The organism is Bacillus sp. MT94 (genome assembly GCF_058792475.1).
Map to the genome: position 1 here is coordinate 20,441 of NZ_JBXAEZ010000011.1, position 19,080 is coordinate 39,520.

Sequence of the window (19,080 nt, forward strand, 5' to 3'; positions counted from 1 at the left end):
TCTTTTTCTTTTGTTACAAAACTTCTATTATACTAATACGCTTGATAGAAATACGATTAATGCTGTTAATACTACCGCCCCACTTGCTGATCCTACGAAGTCACCTTTTGTTACTTGTAATACTTGCTCTTTCATATCATTTATCCTCCCTTTTCATAAGTTATCTATATGTAATTTCTAAGAAATGTTTATTTCATAGTTTTTATGTTAACGTTACATTAAATTTGATAACGTAACGTTTGTAACATTAATGTAACATAACTATTGTTACGTTGCAATATAATAACGTGAAATTTATTACACTTTTTTTACGTTTTTTTATAACACTCCCCAAAAACCCTTATTTAATGCACTTTTCACTAAGCTCACACTTGTAACATTTTTGTAATATTAAAGTCATAAAGTGAAATGTAGTCATCCTTCTCTCTATTTTTGTTACAAACAGTTTATTTAGTGACACTAAACCTATCTAATCTTTACTTACTTTTAATATGAGATAAAATACCGTCTTTCCAAGATAAGTTTATATGTTTCCTCTATATAACTATGTATAATAAAAACAAAGAGGTGGTCATTTTGAAATTAATCGCATTAGATATGGATGGTACACTACTATCATCTAATCTTGAAATCTCCAAAGAAAACCTACAAGCAATCCAAACTGCACAAGAAGCTGGTCATATTGTAATGATTTGTTCTGGTCGTGCGAAAGAGGATGCTTTAAAGCTATTGGAAGAATATAAATTATCTCTTCCAGTCGGAGCAAGCAATGGGGCTATTGTTTATGTGGATGGAAAAGTAATTAACTCTCGTTGTATACAAAACGACAAAGTGTACAAACTTGCAAAATTACTAGAATCTGAAGGTTTCCCATATAAGCTATATACGAATAAAGGAGTTTATTCTCCATATACATGGCAAGATCAAGTGATGCAAGCGTTCGAAGAAAATAAGCATGCGCTCGATGTTACATTAGAGGAGCTTGAACGAATTACAGAAAAGCAAAAGAAATCAAACCTAATTACTGATTTCAAAAAAATAGAAGATGTTGTAAATAACCAAGAACTAGAAATATCTAAATTCTTCATTTCAACATTTAATGCAGCGCATCGCGCACAGCTATTAAGCGTGTTACAAGAAGACGCTGATATTATGGTTACAGCATCAGCTCCTACTAACTTAGAAATTATGGATAAGAATGGACATAAAGGAAACGGGCTACAGCAGATGGCAGCTCATTTTAATATCCCTATTGAAGATACAGTTGCTATTGGTGATAATTTTAATGATGTACCAATGCTAGAAGTAGCAGGCTTATCTGTTGCAATGGGCAACGCTGAAGAAGATGTAAAAAAACTATGTGATGTTGTAACACTAACAAACAATGAACATGGTGTTGCTCACGCAATCGAGCAATTTGTATTGAAACAAACTTCATCTAGTAAATAAAAAAGGACTCTTTCAATTTGAAAGAGTCCTTTTTTTATACATGATGACAAGAAACAAAATGATTATCACCAACATTACGAAATTCTGGTATTGTTTTTTTACAAACATCTGTTGCAAACGGGCAACGTGTATGAAAACGACAACCCGAAGGTGGACTTGCTGGACTTGGAATATCCCCTTCTAGTATAATTCGCTCTCGCTTCACTGTTGGATCTGGTATTGGAACAGCTGATAACAATGCTTTTGTATACGGATGTAGCGGATTGGTAAATAACTCATCACGCGGCGCCGTCTCCACAATTGTACCTAAATACATAATTCCGATTTTCGTACATAAATGTTCTACTACACTCAAATCATGTGAAATGAATAAATAAGATAATCCCTTTTTCTCCTGTAACTCACTAAATAAATTAATAATTTGTGCTTGGATAGATACATCTAGTGCCGCCACAGGTTCATCAGCTACAATGAATTCTGGATTTAATACCATAGCCCTTGCTATTACGATACGCTGACGTTGTCCACCAGAAAACTCATGGGGATACCGGTCAATATGATAAGGAGCTAAGCCACATAACTCCAATACTTCAATTACCTTTTCACGAACATTTTCTTTCGTCGCTAATCCGTGGGCCAACATCGGCTCTCCAAGCGCTTCACCAATTCTCATTCTCGGATTTAATGAGCTAAATGGATCTTGGAAAACGAGCTGCATATTAGGGCGATGTTTTCTCAATTCATCCTTGGATAAAGAATGAACATCTTTCCCTTTAAACTTCACTTCCCCCTCCGTTTTTTGAACGAGACGTAAAATTGTTTTTCCTATCGTTGTTTTTCCGCTCCCTGATTCGCCAACGAGACCAAACACTTCACCTTTATTAATAGTAAAACTTACTCCATCAACTGCTTTTACATGCCCGATCGTTCTACTAAATATGCCACCTTTAATTGGAAAATATGTCTTTAGGTTTTTCACCTCTAATAATGGTTCACTCATTGTTCCGCACGCTCCTCATATAACCAGCAAGCTACTTTATGATTTTCATCATTTACATTTAGATTTGGGGCTTCTTTTTCACATATTTCCATACAATGCTCACAACGCCCACTAAAGTAGCAAAACTCACCTAAACCAACTAAATTCGGAACTTGCCCTGGAATAGAATATAGTTTATCTATTCGTTTTCCCATTACTGGTTTTGATTTCAACAATCCTTTCGTATAAGGGTGTTTTGGATTTTGGAATATCTCTAGTACTGGAGCTTCTTCAATAACTTTCCCGCCATACATAACGACAACGTAATCAGCCATTTCTGCTACGACACCTAAATCATGTGTAATTAATAAGATTGACGTTTTAAATTCTTCTTTCACTTGTCTTAGTAAATCCAATATTTGAGCTTGAATCGTAACATCAAGAGCTGTTGTTGGTTCATCTGCAATTAATAACTTAGGATTACAACTAAGCGCAACAGCAATCATAATACGTTGTAACATCCCGCCGCTCAGTTCATGCGGATAAGAATGAACAATTTCATTAGCACGGGCTATGCCAACTTTACGAATTAACTCAATTGCTTTCTTATACGCTTCATTTTTACTAAGTAATTCATGCTCCCTTAGCGTTTCTACAATTTGCTCACCTACAGTGAAGACCGGATTTAGCGATGTCATCGGTTCTTGGAAAATCATCGCAATATCATTGCCTCGTAAACTACGAAGTTCTTTCTCTTTCATTCCTAAAAGACTTTTTCCTTCATATAAAATGTCTCCACCTACTACACTGCCAGATTCAGCAATAAGCCCCATAATAGATAAAGCCGTTACACTCTTCCCGCAACCTGATTCTCCTACTACACAAACCGTTTCACCTTCTCGAACAGCAAAGCTAACATGGTTTACAGCCTTCACTGTCCCTTCCTCCGTTTGAAAGTGTGTTTGTAAGTCTTTTAGCTCTACTACCGCTCTACTCATACCTTCTCACCTACCGTCTCATCTTTGGATCTAACGCATCACGAAGTGCATCACCAAGTAAATTAATTGATACAACTGTTATAAAGATTGCAAAACCAGGCGGAATCCATAACCACGGACGCTTTTGGAAATCAATTAATGAGTTAGCTGCGCTAATCATGTTCCCCCATGATGGCGTAGGTGGGACGACGCCGAGACCTAAGTAACTTAGTGCGGATTCACTTAAAATAGATCCAGCCACACCTAGAGTTGCTACAACAATAAGTAACGGAAAGACGTTAGGAATTAGATGATGAATGATTTTCCGAGAATCTTTTAATCCTAATACATCTGCCGCTTGCATAAAGGCTTGCTCCCGCAATGTTAAAATTTGTCCCCTCACAAGACGGGCAAGTCCTGGCCATCCTACTAAACTTAAAATAATCATTACAACATATAAACGGTACTCCGATGGTAATTTCCATTCTGATAAAATTGCTCCCATTATAATAAGTAGTGGTAATCCTGGAATGGACATTAACACATCTGCAACACGCATAATTAAATGATCTACAACTCCTCGATAAAAACCAGCAATTGCTCCTAATAGAGCTCCTAGTATAACGGATAGTAGCATCGACGCTAAACCGATTGTTAATGAAATACGCCCTGCTTGCATAAGTCTAGTTAAAATATCCCGTCCCAACTGGTCTGTCCCAAGCCAATGTGACAGGCTGGGTGGTTTATTAATTTGTGTTACTTGTACTTTCCCATCAGCATACGGTGAAAAGATTGGACCGATAAAACTAAATAAAAACATAAATATTAAAACGTATAAGCCACACAGTGCCATCTTATTTTTCTTGATTTTTTTATACGCTTGGCGCCATGGTGATGATTCATTTCTCTTTTTCCGTTCTTTCTTTTTCTCTATTATAGGTGTAATAGTCTCCATATCTTTCCCCCCTTACTTCAATCGAATTCTTGGATCAACAAACGCATAGACAATATCAGCTAAGAAATTAGCCATAATTGTTAAACAAGAAAGAAACATTGTAAAGGCCATTAATACCGTATAATCACGAAAGTTTAATGCTTCTAATTGAATACTCCCAATCCCTGGCCAATTAAAAATCTGTTCAATAATAATGGCTCCTGAAAATAAACCCGGTAATTCAAAAGCGAGTAATGTAATTGCTGGCAAAATTGCATTTTTCAATGCATGTTTATAAATAACGGTTCTTTCTTTTAAACCTTTTGCACGAGCAGTACGAATATAATCTTGCCTAATAACATCCAACATGCCCGTTCTAAAATAGCGTGTTAACGATCCTACACCAAGAAGCGTTAAAATAAATACAGGTAGAATCATATGACGTAATACTTCTAATATGTATGCTATCCCTGTTGAGTTACTCCCAATATCAATCATGCCACCAATAGGTAATAACTTTAAATCAACTGCTAATAATTTAATTAAAAATAGTCCGATAAAGAATGATGGAAATGACATTGCTGCAAAGACACCGATTGTTACCAATCTATCAAACCAAGAATGCTGCTTTGTTGCAGAAATAACCCCAATAATAAGAGCAATAATCCAAGTGAAAAATAAAGCTGCAGCAGCAACAATAAATGTATTCCAAATGAATTTATTAAGTAATGAAGTTACCGGTTCTTGGTACTGTAAAGAAAATCCAAAATCACCATGCAAAGCATTCACTAGCCAATGAAAATACCTTTCAATAATCGGTTTATTTAAACCGTACAACTCTCTTAATTCTTGAGCTCTCTCTGGTGTTAATTTTGGATTTGAATCGATATAATCACCCGGTAAGAGTGCAAATAAGAAAAAGATAATAATAGACGTACCAAACAATGTAGGAATCATTTGTAGAAACCTACGAATGATATATGTTTTCACCTTTTGTCTCCCCAATCCTATTTACTTAAAAATAGAAGAACATTTTTTCAAAACAGCTACCATTCCATTGCTGTGTGAAAAAACGTCTTCTATTATTTAGGTCAACCCTTATTGTTCAATAGATAACACTGGTAAGTTGGAACTGATGCTATCGTACTTTTCTGGATCAATTCCTTTTATACGTGCATTATGAGCATAAAGTAGTTTACGATAGTTTAATAAAATAACTGGTGGATCATCACTTAACTCTTTATACAGCTCTTTATAAATCGCTTTACGTTTTTCAATATCTGTCGTTCCTATACCTTTTACAATCAAATCATCTACTTTCGGATTATTATAACCCGTATCACTTTTTGGATTAGTTGATAAGTACTCACTTACAACTTCACTTGGATCACTAATTCCTGGTGTTGAAACTGCCGCTAAATCGTAGTCACCTTTTCCTACTTTTGAAAGCATCGTATTAAAGTCCATCAACTCTGGATTTAATTCAACACCAATTTCTTTGTAACTTTCTTTTGCAATTGGAATAAAGATATCATTTGTTTTACCTGTATTTGATGCGTAGTATGTTAATTTTAATTTTTGACCATCTTTTTCACGAACCCCGTCAGAACCTACTTTCCAACCAGCCTCATCCAATAATTTTTTAGCCTTTTCTACGTCGTGCGGATATTTATTAATACCTTCTTCTGTATATGCCCATGAAACTGGAGCAATTGGTACGTTAGCGACAGAGCCATAGCCTTGTAAAGCTGTATCCACATACTTCTTACGGTCTAATCCATAAGTAAGTGCTTGGCGTACCTTTTTATCTTTCAAATACGACTTCTTATTATTTACATAGATATAAGCAATATCACTTGATGATTCAAGATTAATATTTGCAAACTCCAATCCTTTTAATTGGTCTATATTTTCAGGGTTCGCTCTAAATCCACTATAGTCCAGTTCACCTGTTTGGAATAATTGGAATCCAGTATCACCTGATGTGATTTTGTAAATAAAGTTTTTAATTTTTGGTTTACCTGCATAATAATTTTCGTTAGCAACAAAGCGGACTTCTTGACCTGGAACATATTTTTCAAATTTATATGGACCCGCTGCAATTGGTTGCCCATATAATGCTTTTAAATAGTCTAAACTTGTATTTTGTTTATAATCTTTTCCATAATAAGCTTTTGATAGCACTGGGCCACCTAAATTCGTTAGCGCCTGTGAATTAACTTTTTCAGTTGTAATTTTAATTGTCTGTGGATCAACAACTTGGATTCCTTCAATAGAAGTTGCTTTTCCTTCTTTATATTCTTTCCCACCTTTAACAGCATACTGAGCAATATCCAATCCACCTTCATACGCTTTATCATGAAGTAGTGTTAATGTAAATGCTACATCATCCGCTGTTAGAGGCGACCCATCACTAAATTTTAAATTTTTACGTAAATGGAATGTATATGTTAACTGGTCAGCAGAAATATCCCATTTTTCTGCAAGATCCGGAACAGGTTTACTTTGTTTGTCTGTTGTTACTAATGAAGCAAAAATAACCGACGTTACATTTCCATCCCAACCATTATCTTGGAAATACGGAAGGAAAACTCCCCCTGGCTTAGAAATGGCTGTAATGAAAGTATCTTTTCGTTGATTTGCTTTCTCTGGACTTTTCTTTTTATCTGTAGCTGGAATTGATTCAATCTTAGAATCTTTTAAATCCTGCTTTTTTACTGGTTCTGTAGAAGCCGTATCCTCCTGTCCCCCACAAGCAGATAACACAAGCGAACTACTAAGTAATACTGAAAATACACCAGCCCATTTTTTTGTCTTTTTCTTCATTGTCCCCACCCTAACTGTTTAATAGTTATACCCTTTGAACTTATTAGCTTATGTATGCCTCCCACAGCACATTTATAGCCAATCGGAAAAGTCGGTTTTAATCAGAAAAAAATAGATGTTTTTGAGGGGTAACAATCTTATTCCGACCTTTCCGGTAGACTTTATGGTTATTAGCTTATATCGTTCATTATATTTTGTCAATTCTTTCTAAATAAATATTTTGAGAATTTTCCCAAAATTATCACTCTATCCTTATACTTTAAGAAAACTCAGCTATAATTCGTATTAAAAACTTAAAAATCTACTTCTATTTCTTCAGCATGCAACATAGAATACTAATAACCAATTACCAAAAAGGGGGCGAAAATATGGACAACCTATTCCAATACGTCCTGCACTACGTATTATTAACAATTATGATAGTCGGGGCGCTATTACTATTCCCGTTCTTCCCAAAGTTCGTCCTCTTTTTAGCTTTTTTTATCATGCTCGGGATCGCTATTATAATTTCAACAAGAGAAGATGCCACGCAGAAAGAGAGCAGAGTTCAGCGCGTAAAGCTGTAACTTTGCTCTCTTTTCGTTTTCAATCACTAGTCTCTGTTACACATATTTATCCCGCTATTTGCCGGGCAGTACCCCCCCACTGATTAAAGTTTCACTTTATCTCTCGGGAAATAATTAGCCTTTGTTTTTGTGATTACTCCTATTGAAAAGCCACTAATGGCATTTATTTTTCACCTTATCATTTCATACGCTTCACAAGCTATGCAAATTGAGAAACACGGATTTATCTAAGTTACTGTTTCACGTGAAACACATCGCTTCATTTAATCTTTAAAGCAAAATATCATTATGAAAAAGCCACTTCCTCCAGCAAAACTGAAAGGAAGTGGCTTTCTACTCTTTACTCCACAATATTCTCTAACTCACTATATAACTTCGCTCGTAACAACTCTTTCATCGTTTTTTCCTCATATAATTTTTCAAGTCTTTCAACATCAGCTACATGTTCCATTTCACATTCTATTGCATATATATCTTCTTCTACATGCATTAACTCATTTTCAATCTCTTCAAGATTCCTAGCTTTTTTCTCTTTTACTGGAACCATTTCAACACTCTTTCTCCCTTGGCGTTTTTGCTTTATTACTTGCTTCTCAAGCTTTTCTTCCCATTTTTGACGAGCCCATGCATAGTTTCCTGCAAACTCAAATAATTTACATTCATCAATCCAGTACGTCTTTTCAAATAACTTATTTAAAAAATAACGATCATGTGAAACAGCTAGGATTGTTCCATTATATTGCTCAAGGGCTTCCTCTAAAACTTCCCTTGATTCAATATCAAGATGGTTTGTCGGCTCATCTAAAATTAGAAAATTGATGTCTTGATACATAAGTTGCGCAAGTCTTAACCTCATTTTTTCTCCACCGCTCAGTTGCGTTACTTTCTTAAATACTGCTGGACCATAAAATAAAAACTTAGCCAATATATGCCTTGCTTCTCCTTCAGTTACAGCTACATACTCTCTAAACGCTTCTAATACATTACTCTTCACATTTCCATACGTATGCTGTGATAAATAACCAATTTTGACACTACTACCAATTCGAATTTCACCAACGTCTGGATTTATTTCTTCTAATAGTAGTTTTAATAATGTAGTCTTTCCTGTACCATTACGACCAACGATAGCCGCACGCTCTTGAAAACGAACATGTAAATTCGCTTGTTCAAATAAAGGTCGGCCAGCAAAACCTTTACTCACTTCTTTCATTACAACAACATCTTTCCCGCTTCTCTCTTGCCCTTCAAACTGAAGACCCATCTGTTTTCGTTCTAAAATTGGCCTCTTTAATTTCTCTATACGTTCTAACGCACGTTCCATATTTCTCGCTCTTTTATGCAATCCTTCATTCGGAGGGTTCGCTTGATTTGCCCATTCACGTAGACGCTTAATTGCTTCTTTCATTTTCTTTATTTTCTTTTGTTGCTCCTGATAAGCTTGAAACTCTTGAAGTAATCTTTCTTCCTTCTCCTCAACGAACTGAGAATAATTCGTATGGTACACGTGAATCTCTCCATCTTCCAAATCAAAAATTTTCGTTACAACTTCATCAAGGAAATAGCGATCATGTGAAATAACCATAACTGTTCCAGTGTATTCTTTTAAAAATTGCTCTAACCATTCAACTGCAAATAAATCTAAATGATTTGTTGGTTCATCTAATAGAAGTAAATCTGGTTTCTGCAATAGCATATATGCAAGGCTTACTTTCGTCTGTTCTCCTCCACTTAATTCCGTAAATACTCTTGAAAATAAGTCTGTCACTTGTAAGCCATTTGCTACCTTCATTATATTTGCCTCGATTTCATAACCACCGAGAAACGCAAATTTTTCTTGAATGACTCCGTACCTCTCCATTAGCTTTTCCAAAGCAGATTGTTCCTGTTCCACCGCCATATTTTTTTCTAAAGCATGCATTTCTTTTTCTAATTCCTTTTCTACTTTAAAAGCAGAACTCAATACATCATATACAGTCATAGCCTCATCAAACTTCGGAATTTGTGCGACATGACCAATACGTGTACCTTTCTTCATATGAATGGCTCCTGCATCCAAACTCTCCATTCCCGTTAGAAGCCCAAAGATTGTTGTCTTCCCACTACCGTTACGACCAACTAATCCAACACGTTCACCATTCTTTATTTCAAGCGATATATTTTCAAATATAGTGTTTCCACCAAAAGATTTCGTTACATTATTTACACTACAAATAGTCATTTTCCGTACTCCTTTCAATATAAAAAACCATGAGAAAGAAACATTCCCCATGGTTTTCGGCATAGAAAAAGGAAGCCAAATAGCTCCCTTTTCACACGTTTATTAAAAATGGGTGAAGAGATTTCTATCGTTCAATAGTCACTATGCAATTGTTAAAAAAGAGCATACGTATCCCGTTAACAACTACATCATGAAAAATCGCACGACAAAAATAGATAAAATCTAAAAATTTGGCACGTGCAGCTAAAGAACGTTTCATCTCATTCACCCCTTTCGTACGGAATTTAATACTTACTTCTTTATTATACTTTCCAATTTCATGTTTGAATAGTCATTTTTCTGAAAATAATGAAGATAGACTAAACATTTCAATAAGTGACATCAAATCTTACAAAACTGTTATGTTCACGTAATGGAAAGCGATAGTACGAAAAGATGCCTCCCTATACAATAAAGATGTAAACAAGAGAGACAAACAAAAGGAGGAAACAAACATGATGAAAGAAATCGTAAAAGCAATCTTTGAGGTATTAGTGAACGGACAAGCAGTTGTAAAAGAACTAAATGAACTATAAAAAGGAGTGAAGAAATATGATAAACATGGTGAAAATGATTTTACACGCTTTAGTCGATGCAAAAGCAGTTAGCCAAGAATTAAACCAACAATAAAAAGGGGTATATGAATATGAAGAAAGCCATTATTATAATTGCAAGCACAGCAATTACTTTATACACAATAAAAAATAGAAAAAAGAGAAATAATGAAAATGTTCTATATTATCCATACACACTATTAGAGAAAAAATAAAAGACAAGGTACCCTATCGTAATGAGGATATCTTGTCTTTTATTTTTTCTCTATTGCCTTTAGAGGATTTCCTTCTCCTTTTCCCGAATGTATTAAGCGGGATTTTTACACATATTTTAAAGGGGCATATATATAAATGGATACACAACAACTATATTTTTTAAACGATATCGGTAAACAAAAACCAGAAAGTATTCGGAATAGAAGCGCTGCATGTCCATTTTGCGATAAAGAACATTTAACGGATATTTTAACAACTGATGGTTCTATTATTTGGTTAAAAAATAAATTTCCTACATTACAAGATACATTTCAAACAGTGTTAATTGAAACCGATAATTGCGAAGATCATATCGCAACATATACAGAAGAACATATGCGGAAATTAATGCAATTTTCTATTCAACATTGGTTACACTTACAGAAGAAAGAAGAGTTCGCGTCTGTGATTTTATACAAAAATCACGGTCCATTTTCAGGTGGAAGTTTGCATCATGCACACATGCAAATTATCGGAATGAAACATGTAGATTATCTTGAAAATATTGAAGAAGAAAATTTCCAAGGGGTAATTGTTCAAAAAAACGAACGCATTGAGCTTAACATTTCAGAGCGTCCCATTATTGGCTTCACTGAATTCAATATAATCATTGATAATATTTCATATATAGATGATATGGCAAATTACATTCAGCAAACTGTACGTTACATACTGACAGATTTCCATAAAGGATGCAGTAGTTATAACTTATTCTTCTATTACTTAAATGGAAAAATTATTTGTAAAGTTGTTCCTAGGTTTGTCGTTTCACCGCTGTATGTAGGATATAAAATACCTCAAGTTTCTACAAAACTAGAAGACGTAAAAATACAACTAGCGGAGTATTTCACAAAATGACACGATTATCAAAAAAATAGAGTAGGTTAAAACCTACTCTTTTATTACACCTTTATTTCGATAGTACACATCTTCTAATCCGATGTTATACTTCATGTTATTATCCGTCCACTCTGGCCCTAAATTCCCTGGCCATCCAGATGTATTCGCTATATATTTCAGTAATGCAAAATCAGTCAAACCTTTTTGCACCCCGCGCTTATATCCTTTCAGTAAATGCGGCATTGCAATTTGTGCATTTGTACGTGGATCTTTTAGCTCATCATCAGTTAAATTTTCTGGTGCAAGCCCGCCGCCGCGGTGCAGTTGAAACAATCCGAATGAAGTTCCATTATCTCCAACACTCCTTGGATTTAATCGACTTTCATGCTCAGCAATTGCAAGAGGTATCCATTCCGGAAGATTTACTTTCTTCGCTTCCTCTATAATGATTTGTTTCACCTGTTTTGCTTCTTCTGAATCAACATAGCTTGTTCCATTCACTAGCTTATCCATTCCTTCAGACTTTCCTTGGAAATATAAATATACTCCAAGAACAACTAAAAATCCTACAAAGAATTTCTTCACTACCTCTACCTCTTTCTCCGCTGAAATTTTTCCCCTTTCAGCCTTCCCTTTACAATTACCTACATTCTATTACTCTTTTATCATAGCAAATAACTATACATATTATCATCATGCTTTAGACCGATTTTGTGAAAAAACAGCTGGTAAATACGTGCAAAAATGTAACTTTCATAGACTATAACGCATTTATTGTATATAATTGTAAATTGAATTCTAAATATAAACTAGGAGAATAATAATATGAAAAAATGGCTGTTACTCTTATTTAGTTTACTACTATTAATTCCTGTCCCTATTTCCGCACAAAAAACTGAACAACCAAAAACCCTTATTTTATATAGTTCAAACGATGATCAAATTACAAGCGATATCCAAATACTTAATACACAAGTAGGGCATTTCACTAATAATATAACAATTAAAAACATAAAACAGTTAGCTGAAATAACTGATAAATCTTCGTATACACATGTTATTTACATGGGTGAAAAACAAGAAGAACTTTCTACTGAAGCAAAGGAATTTCTAGAAGGCTTCCCAGGACCATTACTAGTTTTAGGTCAAAATATAGAACAGTTATCTACTCGTTTTTCATTTATCACACTTAAAAATGAAGATATAAACTCTGATACAATTGAATATCCAACACGTAAACTAAAGAATATATTAGAAGAAGAAAGATCAATTAAACAACTTGATACAAACGGAACAATTCTCGCACATGCTTTAAGAGGAAATAATACTTATCCATTAATTGTACAGCAAAATAATTCTTATTATGTAGCTACTTCTAACCTCTTTGATTGGATATCTTATTATATTGGCGAAAGCCTATTTTCTTATTTTCAGCAAAAACCCGAAACCAATAAAAAATTAGCTTATTTACGTCTTGAGGATGTTCACCCAGCAGCAGATATAAATCAATTGAAAGAAATTGCTGAATTACTAAAAGAGAAGAAGATCCCTTACATGATCACTGTTATTCCTGTATATACAGATCCAGATACAGGTAAAACACTACATTTAAAAGATAAACCCGAACTAGTCGATCTTTTACGCTCTATGCAAGATGATGGCGCAGCGATTATTATGCATGGTTACACTCACCAATTTTATGATAGTGAAACTGGGGAAGGTTTTGAATTTTGGGACGTAAAGACGGATCAACCAATTCGCCAATCGAAACATGAAAAACCGAAGAGAAAAGATGAATTTCCAAATATAGAGTCATATAACCAATATGTAAAAAAAGGGGAAGAGTTTGAGGAAAAATATACGACAGATCATATCGAAAAGGGGATTCAAGAACTTGTAGATGCTAAACTATATCCTGTCGCCTTTGAAGCACCTCATTACACAATGTCTCAAAAAGGGTATGAAATATTATCAAGATACTTTTCAACTTATGTAGGACAACTACAGTTAAGTGATACAACTTGGAAATCCATGCACTCTCCAGCATATAGAAGTACACCATCATTTCTACATGGAATGAAATTAATGCCTGAAACAGTCGGTTTTATTGAAGAAGATAAGCCACAAGCTATTGCTAAAATGAAAGCAAATGCTTTATCTGTTGCTAAATTATCCGATGGGATTATTGGAGCATTCTATCATCCTTACTTAGGTGTGAAACCATTAAAAGAAGTGTTAAAGGATCTAGAGAGTATTCCAAATATAGAATGGATTGATTTACAAAAGGAAAAGAATGAAGTAAAAATGAAAGATATTCATATTACTACGAATAAAGACGGCATTCACGTTAAAAAAACAACAAGTGCAAATGACATAATTGATTATATAAAGCAATATGGCTTCTTCCTTATACTAGGATTCGTTATCATTGTCTTTCTTTTATTATTAAAACGTGCGAAAAAATTAGAATCCTAATACAAAACCACCGAGCGGAACGCTTGGTGGTTTTTTGTCATATATCAAACCGTGGCATTTTACTAAATAAATTCAACTTTTACTTTTTCCGTTACATGATTAAAACTATAATTCCCCTATCCTTTCAAATAAAATTGACTTGTATTTTCATATATTGTTTTTGCGACCTTATCAATGGATATGTTTTTTATAGAACTAATTTCCTTTAATACCTCTCGAATCATTCTTGGGTGCGTTATAACATCCTCTTGAAATTCCCACGGACCATCTGTTTCTACCATCATATATTCAAGCGGATAATACGAAACGATTTTTCTAATCTTCTCCTTATGTAAAACATCCGGTGTAATCGAAATATAATAACCATTTCTCATCATCCGTTTCATTGTTTCATCGCTTCCTTTAAACCAATGGAAGTGTGCACGTGAAACTTTATATTTCTCTAGCAAATCACATACAATGTCAGCATCTTCATAAACTGCGTGTAATACAATCGGCAAATTATACTTACTAGCTAGTTCTATAAATTTTTTCAATACAGCTATGTATGGATCTGCAGCAATTCTTTCATCTTCTTTTCTCAAATAATAGGGCAAACCTACTTCACCAATCGCAACAATTTCCTCTGCGTTCTGTTCAATAAGTTGATAAATCTGTTCACACTCTTCTTTATGAATCTGTTGCTCTGGATGAAACCCTATCGCTGGATATATAAAGGGATACTTCTTCGCTAAAGATAACGTTTCCTTACAAGATTGATAATTCATAGATACCGCAATAAGCCCCTTTATTTCTTTACTATTTTCCACCTCTTTTAGTAATCTGCTCTTCTCTTCATCCTTATATTGATCAACATGTATATGACTATCAATCCATTTCATCTTTATGCCCCCATAAAAAAAACAAGAAAGGACTTCCTTTCTTGTTTTAGCATCTATATTATTTAACAATTAAGTTTGTTATGATATCAAATAATCCAATACACACTACGGCAACAGTAAAGTAGCTACAGAAATCTTTAATTGGTAACTTCACTACTTCTTCTTTACGCATCCCATTTTTCTCCCTTCTTACTAGATCCCTAATTATTTTTCTATCTGTATCTATTATGCAAAAAATATGACAAATTTACTATCGAATTAACTTACGTAAACCTTACAATGTTGTAAGGTTTAAAAAAGATCCCCATCTTTATTCAGATGAGGATTATTAAAAATTAGTTGGTTTTTCATTCTTCATTACAAACAGAAAGTAATACATTGATACTTTCTAGTTACACTATATGAAAATTACTATCTTTTAACTATCGAATTACATTACAGAAGGCTTACATGTTTGTAAGTTATGTGTAATGTAATTCGATAGTTCTCCTTACTTATATTTCGTACAATAAAGTTAGAAAGTAAGCCAAATAAGAAGAACAATCACATAACCAAATTACATTGCTAGTAGCTACTCTTCTTATACCTTTCACCCATGCTACTACAATGTACCCCCTTCCCCTTTATATAACAAAAAAGCCTTAGTCTATATGGACTAAGGCTTTTTTGTTAACCTTAAAAATACCCTTACCCAGTATTTTTATTTTCGACAAAAAATAGCTGGGGGTATATTTCGCTATCTCACCGTTAAAAGTTTACTCTTCGCATTTATAGGAATATTTGCAACCTCAATCTCTTCAATGGACTCACCGTAACGCCCTTTTGCAAAAACCTTTAATGCTTCATCTCTCTTTAACATATGCTTAACCGTTTTCTTTATTTTCTGCTCTCTACCACGTTCATCGAATGCAATAAATTCATATTCATACCACTCATCACCGATATGCTGACCAATTGTATTCACAACCGTATAGTATTCTTTCGTCTTATAAAATGGATTATATTTATCGATAACCGGTCCAAGTTTCGTAGGCAGTAACATTACTACTATCACTATCATCGCTATTATAGTAGTGATCATTTTTTTCTTCATAATAAACATTCCTCCTCTGCAGGATATATATACATCCATTTTAAAAAGGGGGAATAAAATCTACTATTGAATCTCATTACATTACACTTACATTTTTGTAAGAATTAAAAAAGGTGAACGAATTTACTCGTTCACCTTTTAGCTTGCTTTAAAGCCACCGCCAAGTACATCACGTACATCATGTATAACAACGAAAGCATCTTCATCTACCCGGCTAATAACTTGTTTTAACTTAACAAGCTCTTGTTTATTAATAACAACATATAAAACTTCTTTATTTTTACCAGTATATCCGCCGCGCCCTTCTAATACAGTAACACCGCGTGTCATATTTTTCGTAATAGCTTCACGAATTAAATCTGGTTGATTCGAAATAATCGTAACAGCCGTTTTTGTGTCCATTCCTTCTACAATGAAATCAATCACCTTCGCTCCAATGAACACAGCCACAAGTGTATACATCGCCTTTTCTTGCCCTATTATAAATACAGAACCAGCAATTACAACAATATCAATAATTAGTACGCCTTTCCCTACACTCCAACCTAAATATTGATTTGCTAACTGAGCTAAAATTGCTGATCCTCCCGATGTACCTCCGGCTTTGAACATACAGCCTAATCCAATGCCCACAAATAAACCAGCAAATAAAGCTGCTAATAATGTATCACTATTTACATGATACTCAATATGTTCTGTAACGTATAAAAACAAAGATGTTTCTACAATCCCTAAAATTGTATAAATCATTGTTTTCTTATCAAAAAATTTATAACCAACAGCTAGTAAAATTGCATTTATAGCAAAGTTCACAATTCCTGGTGACCAATCAAATAAGTAGTACGTAACAACCGTTAAACCAATAATTCCACCTTCCGATAAACGGTTTGGAATTGCAAAGTAATTAATACCAATTGCGAATAATAATGAACCAATTGTAATTAGTGTTATTTCCTTTATACGTTGATTAACCATAGTTCATACCCTCCCCCCATTTGACATTGTATCACTATCTCCTAGAGGTTTAGAAGTGGTTTTTATTCCGCATTTTCCCTCTTAAAAATTGAAATATTATGTTTAAACAGAGGGTTGATTAATTATTCATATTTGCTCTAACTGCACGGACAAATCGCTCCACATTCCCTTTCTGAATATACTTAGCGCGAATGGTTTCATGACTACAAGTAAATTCAAAATACGGATAAAAATCTATGCTATCTATATGCAAATATGAATACTCTTTAAATGTTGAAGAATAGTACGGAAATTTCCCGTAAAAAAGGAGACGTCTAGTAGTGGCAACAAAAACCCCATGTTGATACGATAATATAAAATTATCCTTCTCAAATATCCCTACCACAAAAGCCAGAATCTTTTCATCATCATCTACATACTTTTTCATACTCGATAAAAGTTCATTCATGCATATTCCTCCAAATTCTATTCACTGCATTAACACTTGAAAAGAATCCATGGATTATTACAGACCGGTTTAACTCCTTTATAAAGTATGAAACGCGTTTCCTGTCAAAGATATTTCAAAAAAATAATCCGTTATGCGATTATACACATAACGGATTACGATTAAACTGTAGAGCGTTCCACAAGTTCGTATGGAATTTCCAGCTTTTCTTGTTCAGAACTCTCGTCATTCACTTTTCTATGCAACATTTCAAAAGCAGTTTTCCCTATCTCCTTTAAATTTTGATCAATAGTTGTCAATTGTAACACTTGCGAGATAGGTTGATTATCAAAGCCAATAATCGCTAAATCCTCAGGAACTTGAATCCCTAATTTTTCAACCTCTGTCATAACCCCAATCGCAACTTCATCACCTGCTACTATTAATGCTTCAGGAAGATCCTGCATCTCTTTTAACTTATGAGCCACTTTTACACCATCTTCTAGTGTAAAACATTCTGTAAAAATCCATTCTTCATTAACCTCTTCGTCTATAGATTGCAATTGCTGTTTATAAACATCAAAACGTTTTTGGCTACTTGGCCCTAATTTCCTTCCCGTGCAATAACCAATTTTTTTATAACCTTTCTCAATCAAATAATCCATTCCTAATTGAAAGGCCGCTGAATGATTCGTATATACACTTGAGATGTTTGAAATATCATTGTCTTCACAAGCAATTATTGCGCCGTAAGAAGCATACGGTTCTATCGTTTCCCAATCATTTGCACGTGAACAAATAATAAGACCATCCAATTGTTTTGTTTTTAACATATGTAAACTTTTCATTTCTTCTTTTTTATTATAATTCGTTTGGCAAAGTAGCACCCTGTAATTATGCGCTAACGCAGTCTCCATCATTCCGCTCACCATCGCATCAAAACACGGATGATTAATATACGGTAAAATCACACCAACAATATTCGTTTTTCCTTTTGATAAATGAACAGCATTTGCGTTTTGCGAGTAATTCAATTTCTCAACTATCTCTATAACCGCTTTCCTTTTTTCTTCACTTACATATGGGTGATCATTCAACACTCTCGAAACAGTCGTAACTGAAACTCCCGCCATCTTTGCAATATCTTTAATATTAGCCATACACTCACCTCTACCTTTAACTTAATGAATCTCATGAACATATGTCAAATCTTCTTATCATTACACCTTCATTCGTTTCTCTTACAAAAGTGTAATTTTTCTGTAAGCTAATTCGATAGTTACTTTCCGCAACATTTCATACAATGGAGTCAGAAACAGGGTAACAACTATTCGAAAAGGAGCGGATTAATATGCTGAACAAAATGAAAACGAACAATTTCTTAAATACAATGGGCATGGTATTTTCCACTCTTATCGACGCAAAAGCTGTTGCTTCTACATTAAACAAGTAAGGAGAATATATTATGAATAACATCACTTTTAACAAATTAGATTTTTTAGGACTAGCTAGTGGCTCGCTTCTTCTTACTGCTTTTATTTACGCCGCTACGCTTGTATAACTTTGTGTCCCCTTTCCCCTTTATTATA

20 protein-coding genes are annotated in these 19,080 nt (G+C 34.2%); 6 read left to right on the forward strand and 14 right to left on the reverse strand.

Going from position 1 to position 19,080, the window contains the following annotated elements:
- Nucleotides 1–27 precede the first annotated feature (27 nt).
- Complete coding sequence (locus AC1Q51_RS26185) at nt 28–135, reverse strand: DUF3948 family protein (RefSeq protein ID WP_000664237.1); 108 nt, start codon at nt 133–135, stop codon at nt 28–30.
- Nucleotides 136–576: 441 nt separating this feature from the next.
- On the opposite strand from AC1Q51_RS26185, the gene AC1Q51_RS26190 reads away from it, so the two are divergent.
- Nucleotides 577–1,449 carry a Cof-type HAD-IIB family hydrolase gene (locus tag AC1Q51_RS26190; RefSeq protein WP_000766424.1) on the forward strand — a complete coding sequence of 291 codons (873 nt, stop codon included), beginning with the start codon at nt 577–579 and terminating at the stop codon, nt 1,447–1,449.
- A gap of 34 nt (nt 1,450–1,483) precedes the next feature.
- Here AC1Q51_RS26190 and AC1Q51_RS26195 read toward each other — a convergent pair whose 3' ends face one another.
- The 5 genes from AC1Q51_RS26195 to AC1Q51_RS26215 form a co-directional block, all read right to left on the reverse strand.
- Complete coding sequence (locus AC1Q51_RS26195) at nt 1,484–2,449, reverse strand: ABC transporter ATP-binding protein (RefSeq protein WP_063546235.1); 966 nt, start codon at nt 2,447–2,449, stop codon at nt 1,484–1,486.
- The gene (locus tag AC1Q51_RS26200) at nt 2,446–3,426 is read right to left on the reverse strand and encodes an ABC transporter ATP-binding protein (RefSeq protein ID WP_065229648.1); all 981 of its coding nucleotides are present in this window, start codon (nt 3,424–3,426) and stop codon (nt 2,446–2,448) included. Before AC1Q51_RS26200 ends, AC1Q51_RS26195 begins: the two co-directional genes overlap by 4 nt.
- 10 nt (nt 3,427–3,436) lie before the next feature.
- Entirely contained in the window at nt 3,437–4,360 is a 924-nt protein-coding gene (gene opp4C / locus AC1Q51_RS26205) for an oligopeptide ABC transporter permease (protein WP_000447957.1), read from the reverse strand.
- 12 nt (nt 4,361–4,372) lie between these two features.
- Nucleotides 4,373–5,329: an ABC transporter permease gene (locus AC1Q51_RS26210; RefSeq protein ID WP_000860687.1), complete on the reverse strand. Its 957-nt coding sequence runs from the start codon at nt 5,327–5,329 to the stop codon at nt 4,373–4,375.
- A gap of 108 nt (nt 5,330–5,437) precedes the next feature.
- Complete coding sequence (locus tag AC1Q51_RS26215; RefSeq protein ID WP_000730676.1) at nt 5,438–7,165, reverse strand: ABC transporter substrate-binding protein; 1,728 nt, start codon at nt 7,163–7,165, stop codon at nt 5,438–5,440.
- Between the two features lie 368 nt (nt 7,166–7,533).
- On the opposite strand from AC1Q51_RS26215, the gene AC1Q51_RS26220 reads away from it, so the two are divergent.
- Entirely contained in the window at nt 7,534–7,731 is a 198-nt protein-coding gene (locus tag AC1Q51_RS26220) for a hypothetical protein (protein WP_000369254.1), read from the forward strand.
- A 340-nt stretch (nt 7,732–8,071) separates the two neighbouring features.
- Here AC1Q51_RS26220 and abc-f read toward each other — a convergent pair whose 3' ends face one another.
- Together abc-f and AC1Q51_RS26230 are read right to left on the reverse strand one after the other, a co-directional pair.
- A complete protein-coding gene (gene abc-f, locus AC1Q51_RS26225; protein WP_141541711.1) occupies nt 8,072–10,003 on the reverse strand; it encodes a ribosomal protection-like ABC-F family protein in 1,932 nt (643 codons plus the stop codon).
- 73 nt (nt 10,004–10,076) lie between these two features.
- The gene (locus AC1Q51_RS26230; RefSeq protein ID WP_098284244.1) at nt 10,077–10,211 is read right to left on the reverse strand and encodes an RAxF-45 family protein; all 135 of its coding nucleotides are present in this window, start codon (nt 10,209–10,211) and stop codon (nt 10,077–10,079) included.
- A gap of 420 nt (nt 10,212–10,631) precedes the next feature.
- Here AC1Q51_RS26230 and AC1Q51_RS26235 point away from each other — a divergent pair, with 420 nt between their 5' ends.
- A complete protein-coding gene (locus AC1Q51_RS26235) occupies nt 10,632–10,760 on the forward strand; it encodes a hypothetical protein (RefSeq protein WP_053565418.1) in 129 nt (42 codons plus the stop codon).
- A 136-nt stretch (nt 10,761–10,896) separates the two neighbouring features.
- Nucleotides 10,897–11,658: a DUF4931 domain-containing protein gene (locus AC1Q51_RS26240; protein WP_098235941.1), complete on the forward strand. Its 762-nt coding sequence runs from the start codon at nt 10,897–10,899 to the stop codon at nt 11,656–11,658.
- Nucleotides 11,659–11,691: 33 nt separating this feature from the next.
- Here the strand turns inward: AC1Q51_RS26240 and AC1Q51_RS26245 are convergent, their stop codons facing one another.
- Nucleotides 11,692–12,225, reverse strand: coding sequence for a transglycosylase SLT domain-containing protein (locus AC1Q51_RS26245; RefSeq protein WP_098251195.1), 534 nt, complete (start codon nt 12,223–12,225; stop codon nt 11,692–11,694).
- A gap of 240 nt (nt 12,226–12,465) precedes the next feature.
- Between AC1Q51_RS26245 and AC1Q51_RS26250 the strand changes: the two genes are divergently transcribed.
- On the forward strand, nt 12,466–14,115 hold the full coding sequence (locus AC1Q51_RS26250) for a DUF2334 domain-containing protein (RefSeq protein ID WP_492331805.1): 1,650 nt from the start codon (nt 12,466–12,468) through the stop codon (nt 14,113–14,115).
- 116 nt (nt 14,116–14,231) lie between these two features.
- On the opposite strand, the gene AC1Q51_RS26255 is transcribed toward AC1Q51_RS26250, so the two are convergent.
- The 5 genes from AC1Q51_RS26255 to AC1Q51_RS26275 form a co-directional block, all read right to left on the reverse strand.
- Complete coding sequence (locus AC1Q51_RS26255) at nt 14,232–14,996, reverse strand: TatD family hydrolase (RefSeq protein ID WP_053565421.1); 765 nt, start codon at nt 14,994–14,996, stop codon at nt 14,232–14,234.
- Nucleotides 14,997–15,732: 736 nt separating this feature from the next.
- Nucleotides 15,733–16,089 (reverse strand): YxeA family protein, encoded by a 357-nt coding sequence (locus AC1Q51_RS26260; RefSeq protein WP_000728423.1) that lies wholly within the window; start codon nt 16,087–16,089, stop codon nt 15,733–15,735.
- 138 nt (nt 16,090–16,227) lie between these two features.
- Entirely contained in the window at nt 16,228–17,064 is an 837-nt protein-coding gene (locus tag AC1Q51_RS26265; protein WP_000248045.1) for a YitT family protein, read from the reverse strand.
- Nucleotides 17,065–17,182: 118 nt separating this feature from the next.
- Nucleotides 17,183–17,512: a PH domain-containing protein gene (locus AC1Q51_RS26270; protein WP_090978572.1), complete on the reverse strand. Its 330-nt coding sequence runs from the start codon at nt 17,510–17,512 to the stop codon at nt 17,183–17,185.
- Between the two features lie 161 nt (nt 17,513–17,673).
- Nucleotides 17,674–18,651 (reverse strand): LacI family DNA-binding transcriptional regulator, encoded by a 978-nt coding sequence (locus AC1Q51_RS26275; protein WP_001273903.1) that lies wholly within the window; start codon nt 18,649–18,651, stop codon nt 17,674–17,676.
- A 305-nt stretch (nt 18,652–18,956) separates the two neighbouring features.
- Between AC1Q51_RS26275 and AC1Q51_RS26280 the strand changes: the two genes are divergently transcribed.
- A complete protein-coding gene (locus AC1Q51_RS26280) occupies nt 18,957–19,052 on the forward strand; it encodes a DUF3948 family protein (protein WP_001060007.1) in 96 nt (31 codons plus the stop codon).
- Nucleotides 19,053–19,080: the final 28 nt, after the last annotated feature.

Bases quoted from the DNA above. Each gene is read 5' to 3' on its own strand.
- AC1Q51_RS26195 (WP_063546235.1), bottom strand. From the start codon at position 2,449: ATGAGTGAACCATTATTAGAGGTGAAAAACCTAAAGACATATTTTCCA.
- AC1Q51_RS26235 (WP_053565418.1), top strand. From the start codon at position 10,632: ATGAATATGAAGAAAGCCATTATTATAATTGCAAGCACAGCAATTACT.
- AC1Q51_RS26215 (WP_000730676.1), bottom strand. From the start codon at position 7,165: ATGAAGAAAAAGACAAAAAAATGGGCTGGTGTATTTTCAGTATTACTT.
- AC1Q51_RS26280 (WP_001060007.1), top strand. From the start codon at position 18,957: ATGAATAACATCACTTTTAACAAATTAGATTTTTTAGGACTAGCTAGT.
- AC1Q51_RS26275 (WP_001273903.1), bottom strand. From the start codon at position 18,651: ATGGCTAATATTAAAGATATTGCAAAGATGGCGGGAGTTTCAGTTACG.
- AC1Q51_RS26230 (WP_098284244.1), bottom strand. From the start codon at position 10,211: ATGAAACGTTCTTTAGCTGCACGTGCCAAATTTTTAGATTTTATCTAT.
- opp4C (WP_000447957.1), bottom strand. From the start codon at position 4,360: ATGGAGACTATTACACCTATAATAGAGAAAAAGAAAGAACGGAAAAAG.
- AC1Q51_RS26255 (WP_053565421.1), bottom strand. From the start codon at position 14,996: ATGAAATGGATTGATAGTCATATACATGTTGATCAATATAAGGATGAA.
- abc-f (WP_141541711.1), bottom strand. From the start codon at position 10,003: ATGGGGAATGTTTCTTTCTCATGGTTTTTTATATTGAAAGGAGTACGG.
- AC1Q51_RS26250 (WP_492331805.1), top strand. From the start codon at position 12,466: ATGAAAAAATGGCTGTTACTCTTATTTAGTTTACTACTATTAATTCCT.
- AC1Q51_RS26265 (WP_000248045.1), bottom strand. From the start codon at position 17,064: ATGGTTAATCAACGTATAAAGGAAATAACACTAATTACAATTGGTTCA.
- AC1Q51_RS26270 (WP_090978572.1), bottom strand. From the start codon at position 17,512: ATGAATGAACTTTTATCGAGTATGAAAAAGTATGTAGATGATGATGAA.
- AC1Q51_RS26185 (WP_000664237.1), bottom strand. From the start codon at position 135: ATGAAAGAGCAAGTATTACAAGTAACAAAAGGTGACTTCGTAGGATCA.
- AC1Q51_RS26200 (WP_065229648.1), bottom strand. From the start codon at position 3,426: ATGAGTAGAGCGGTAGTAGAGCTAAAAGACTTACAAACACACTTTCAA.
- AC1Q51_RS26260 (WP_000728423.1), bottom strand. From the start codon at position 16,089: ATGAAGAAAAAAATGATCACTACTATAATAGCGATGATAGTGATAGTA.
- AC1Q51_RS26220 (WP_000369254.1), top strand. From the start codon at position 7,534: ATGGACAACCTATTCCAATACGTCCTGCACTACGTATTATTAACAATT.
- AC1Q51_RS26240 (WP_098235941.1), top strand. From the start codon at position 10,897: ATGGATACACAACAACTATATTTTTTAAACGATATCGGTAAACAAAAA.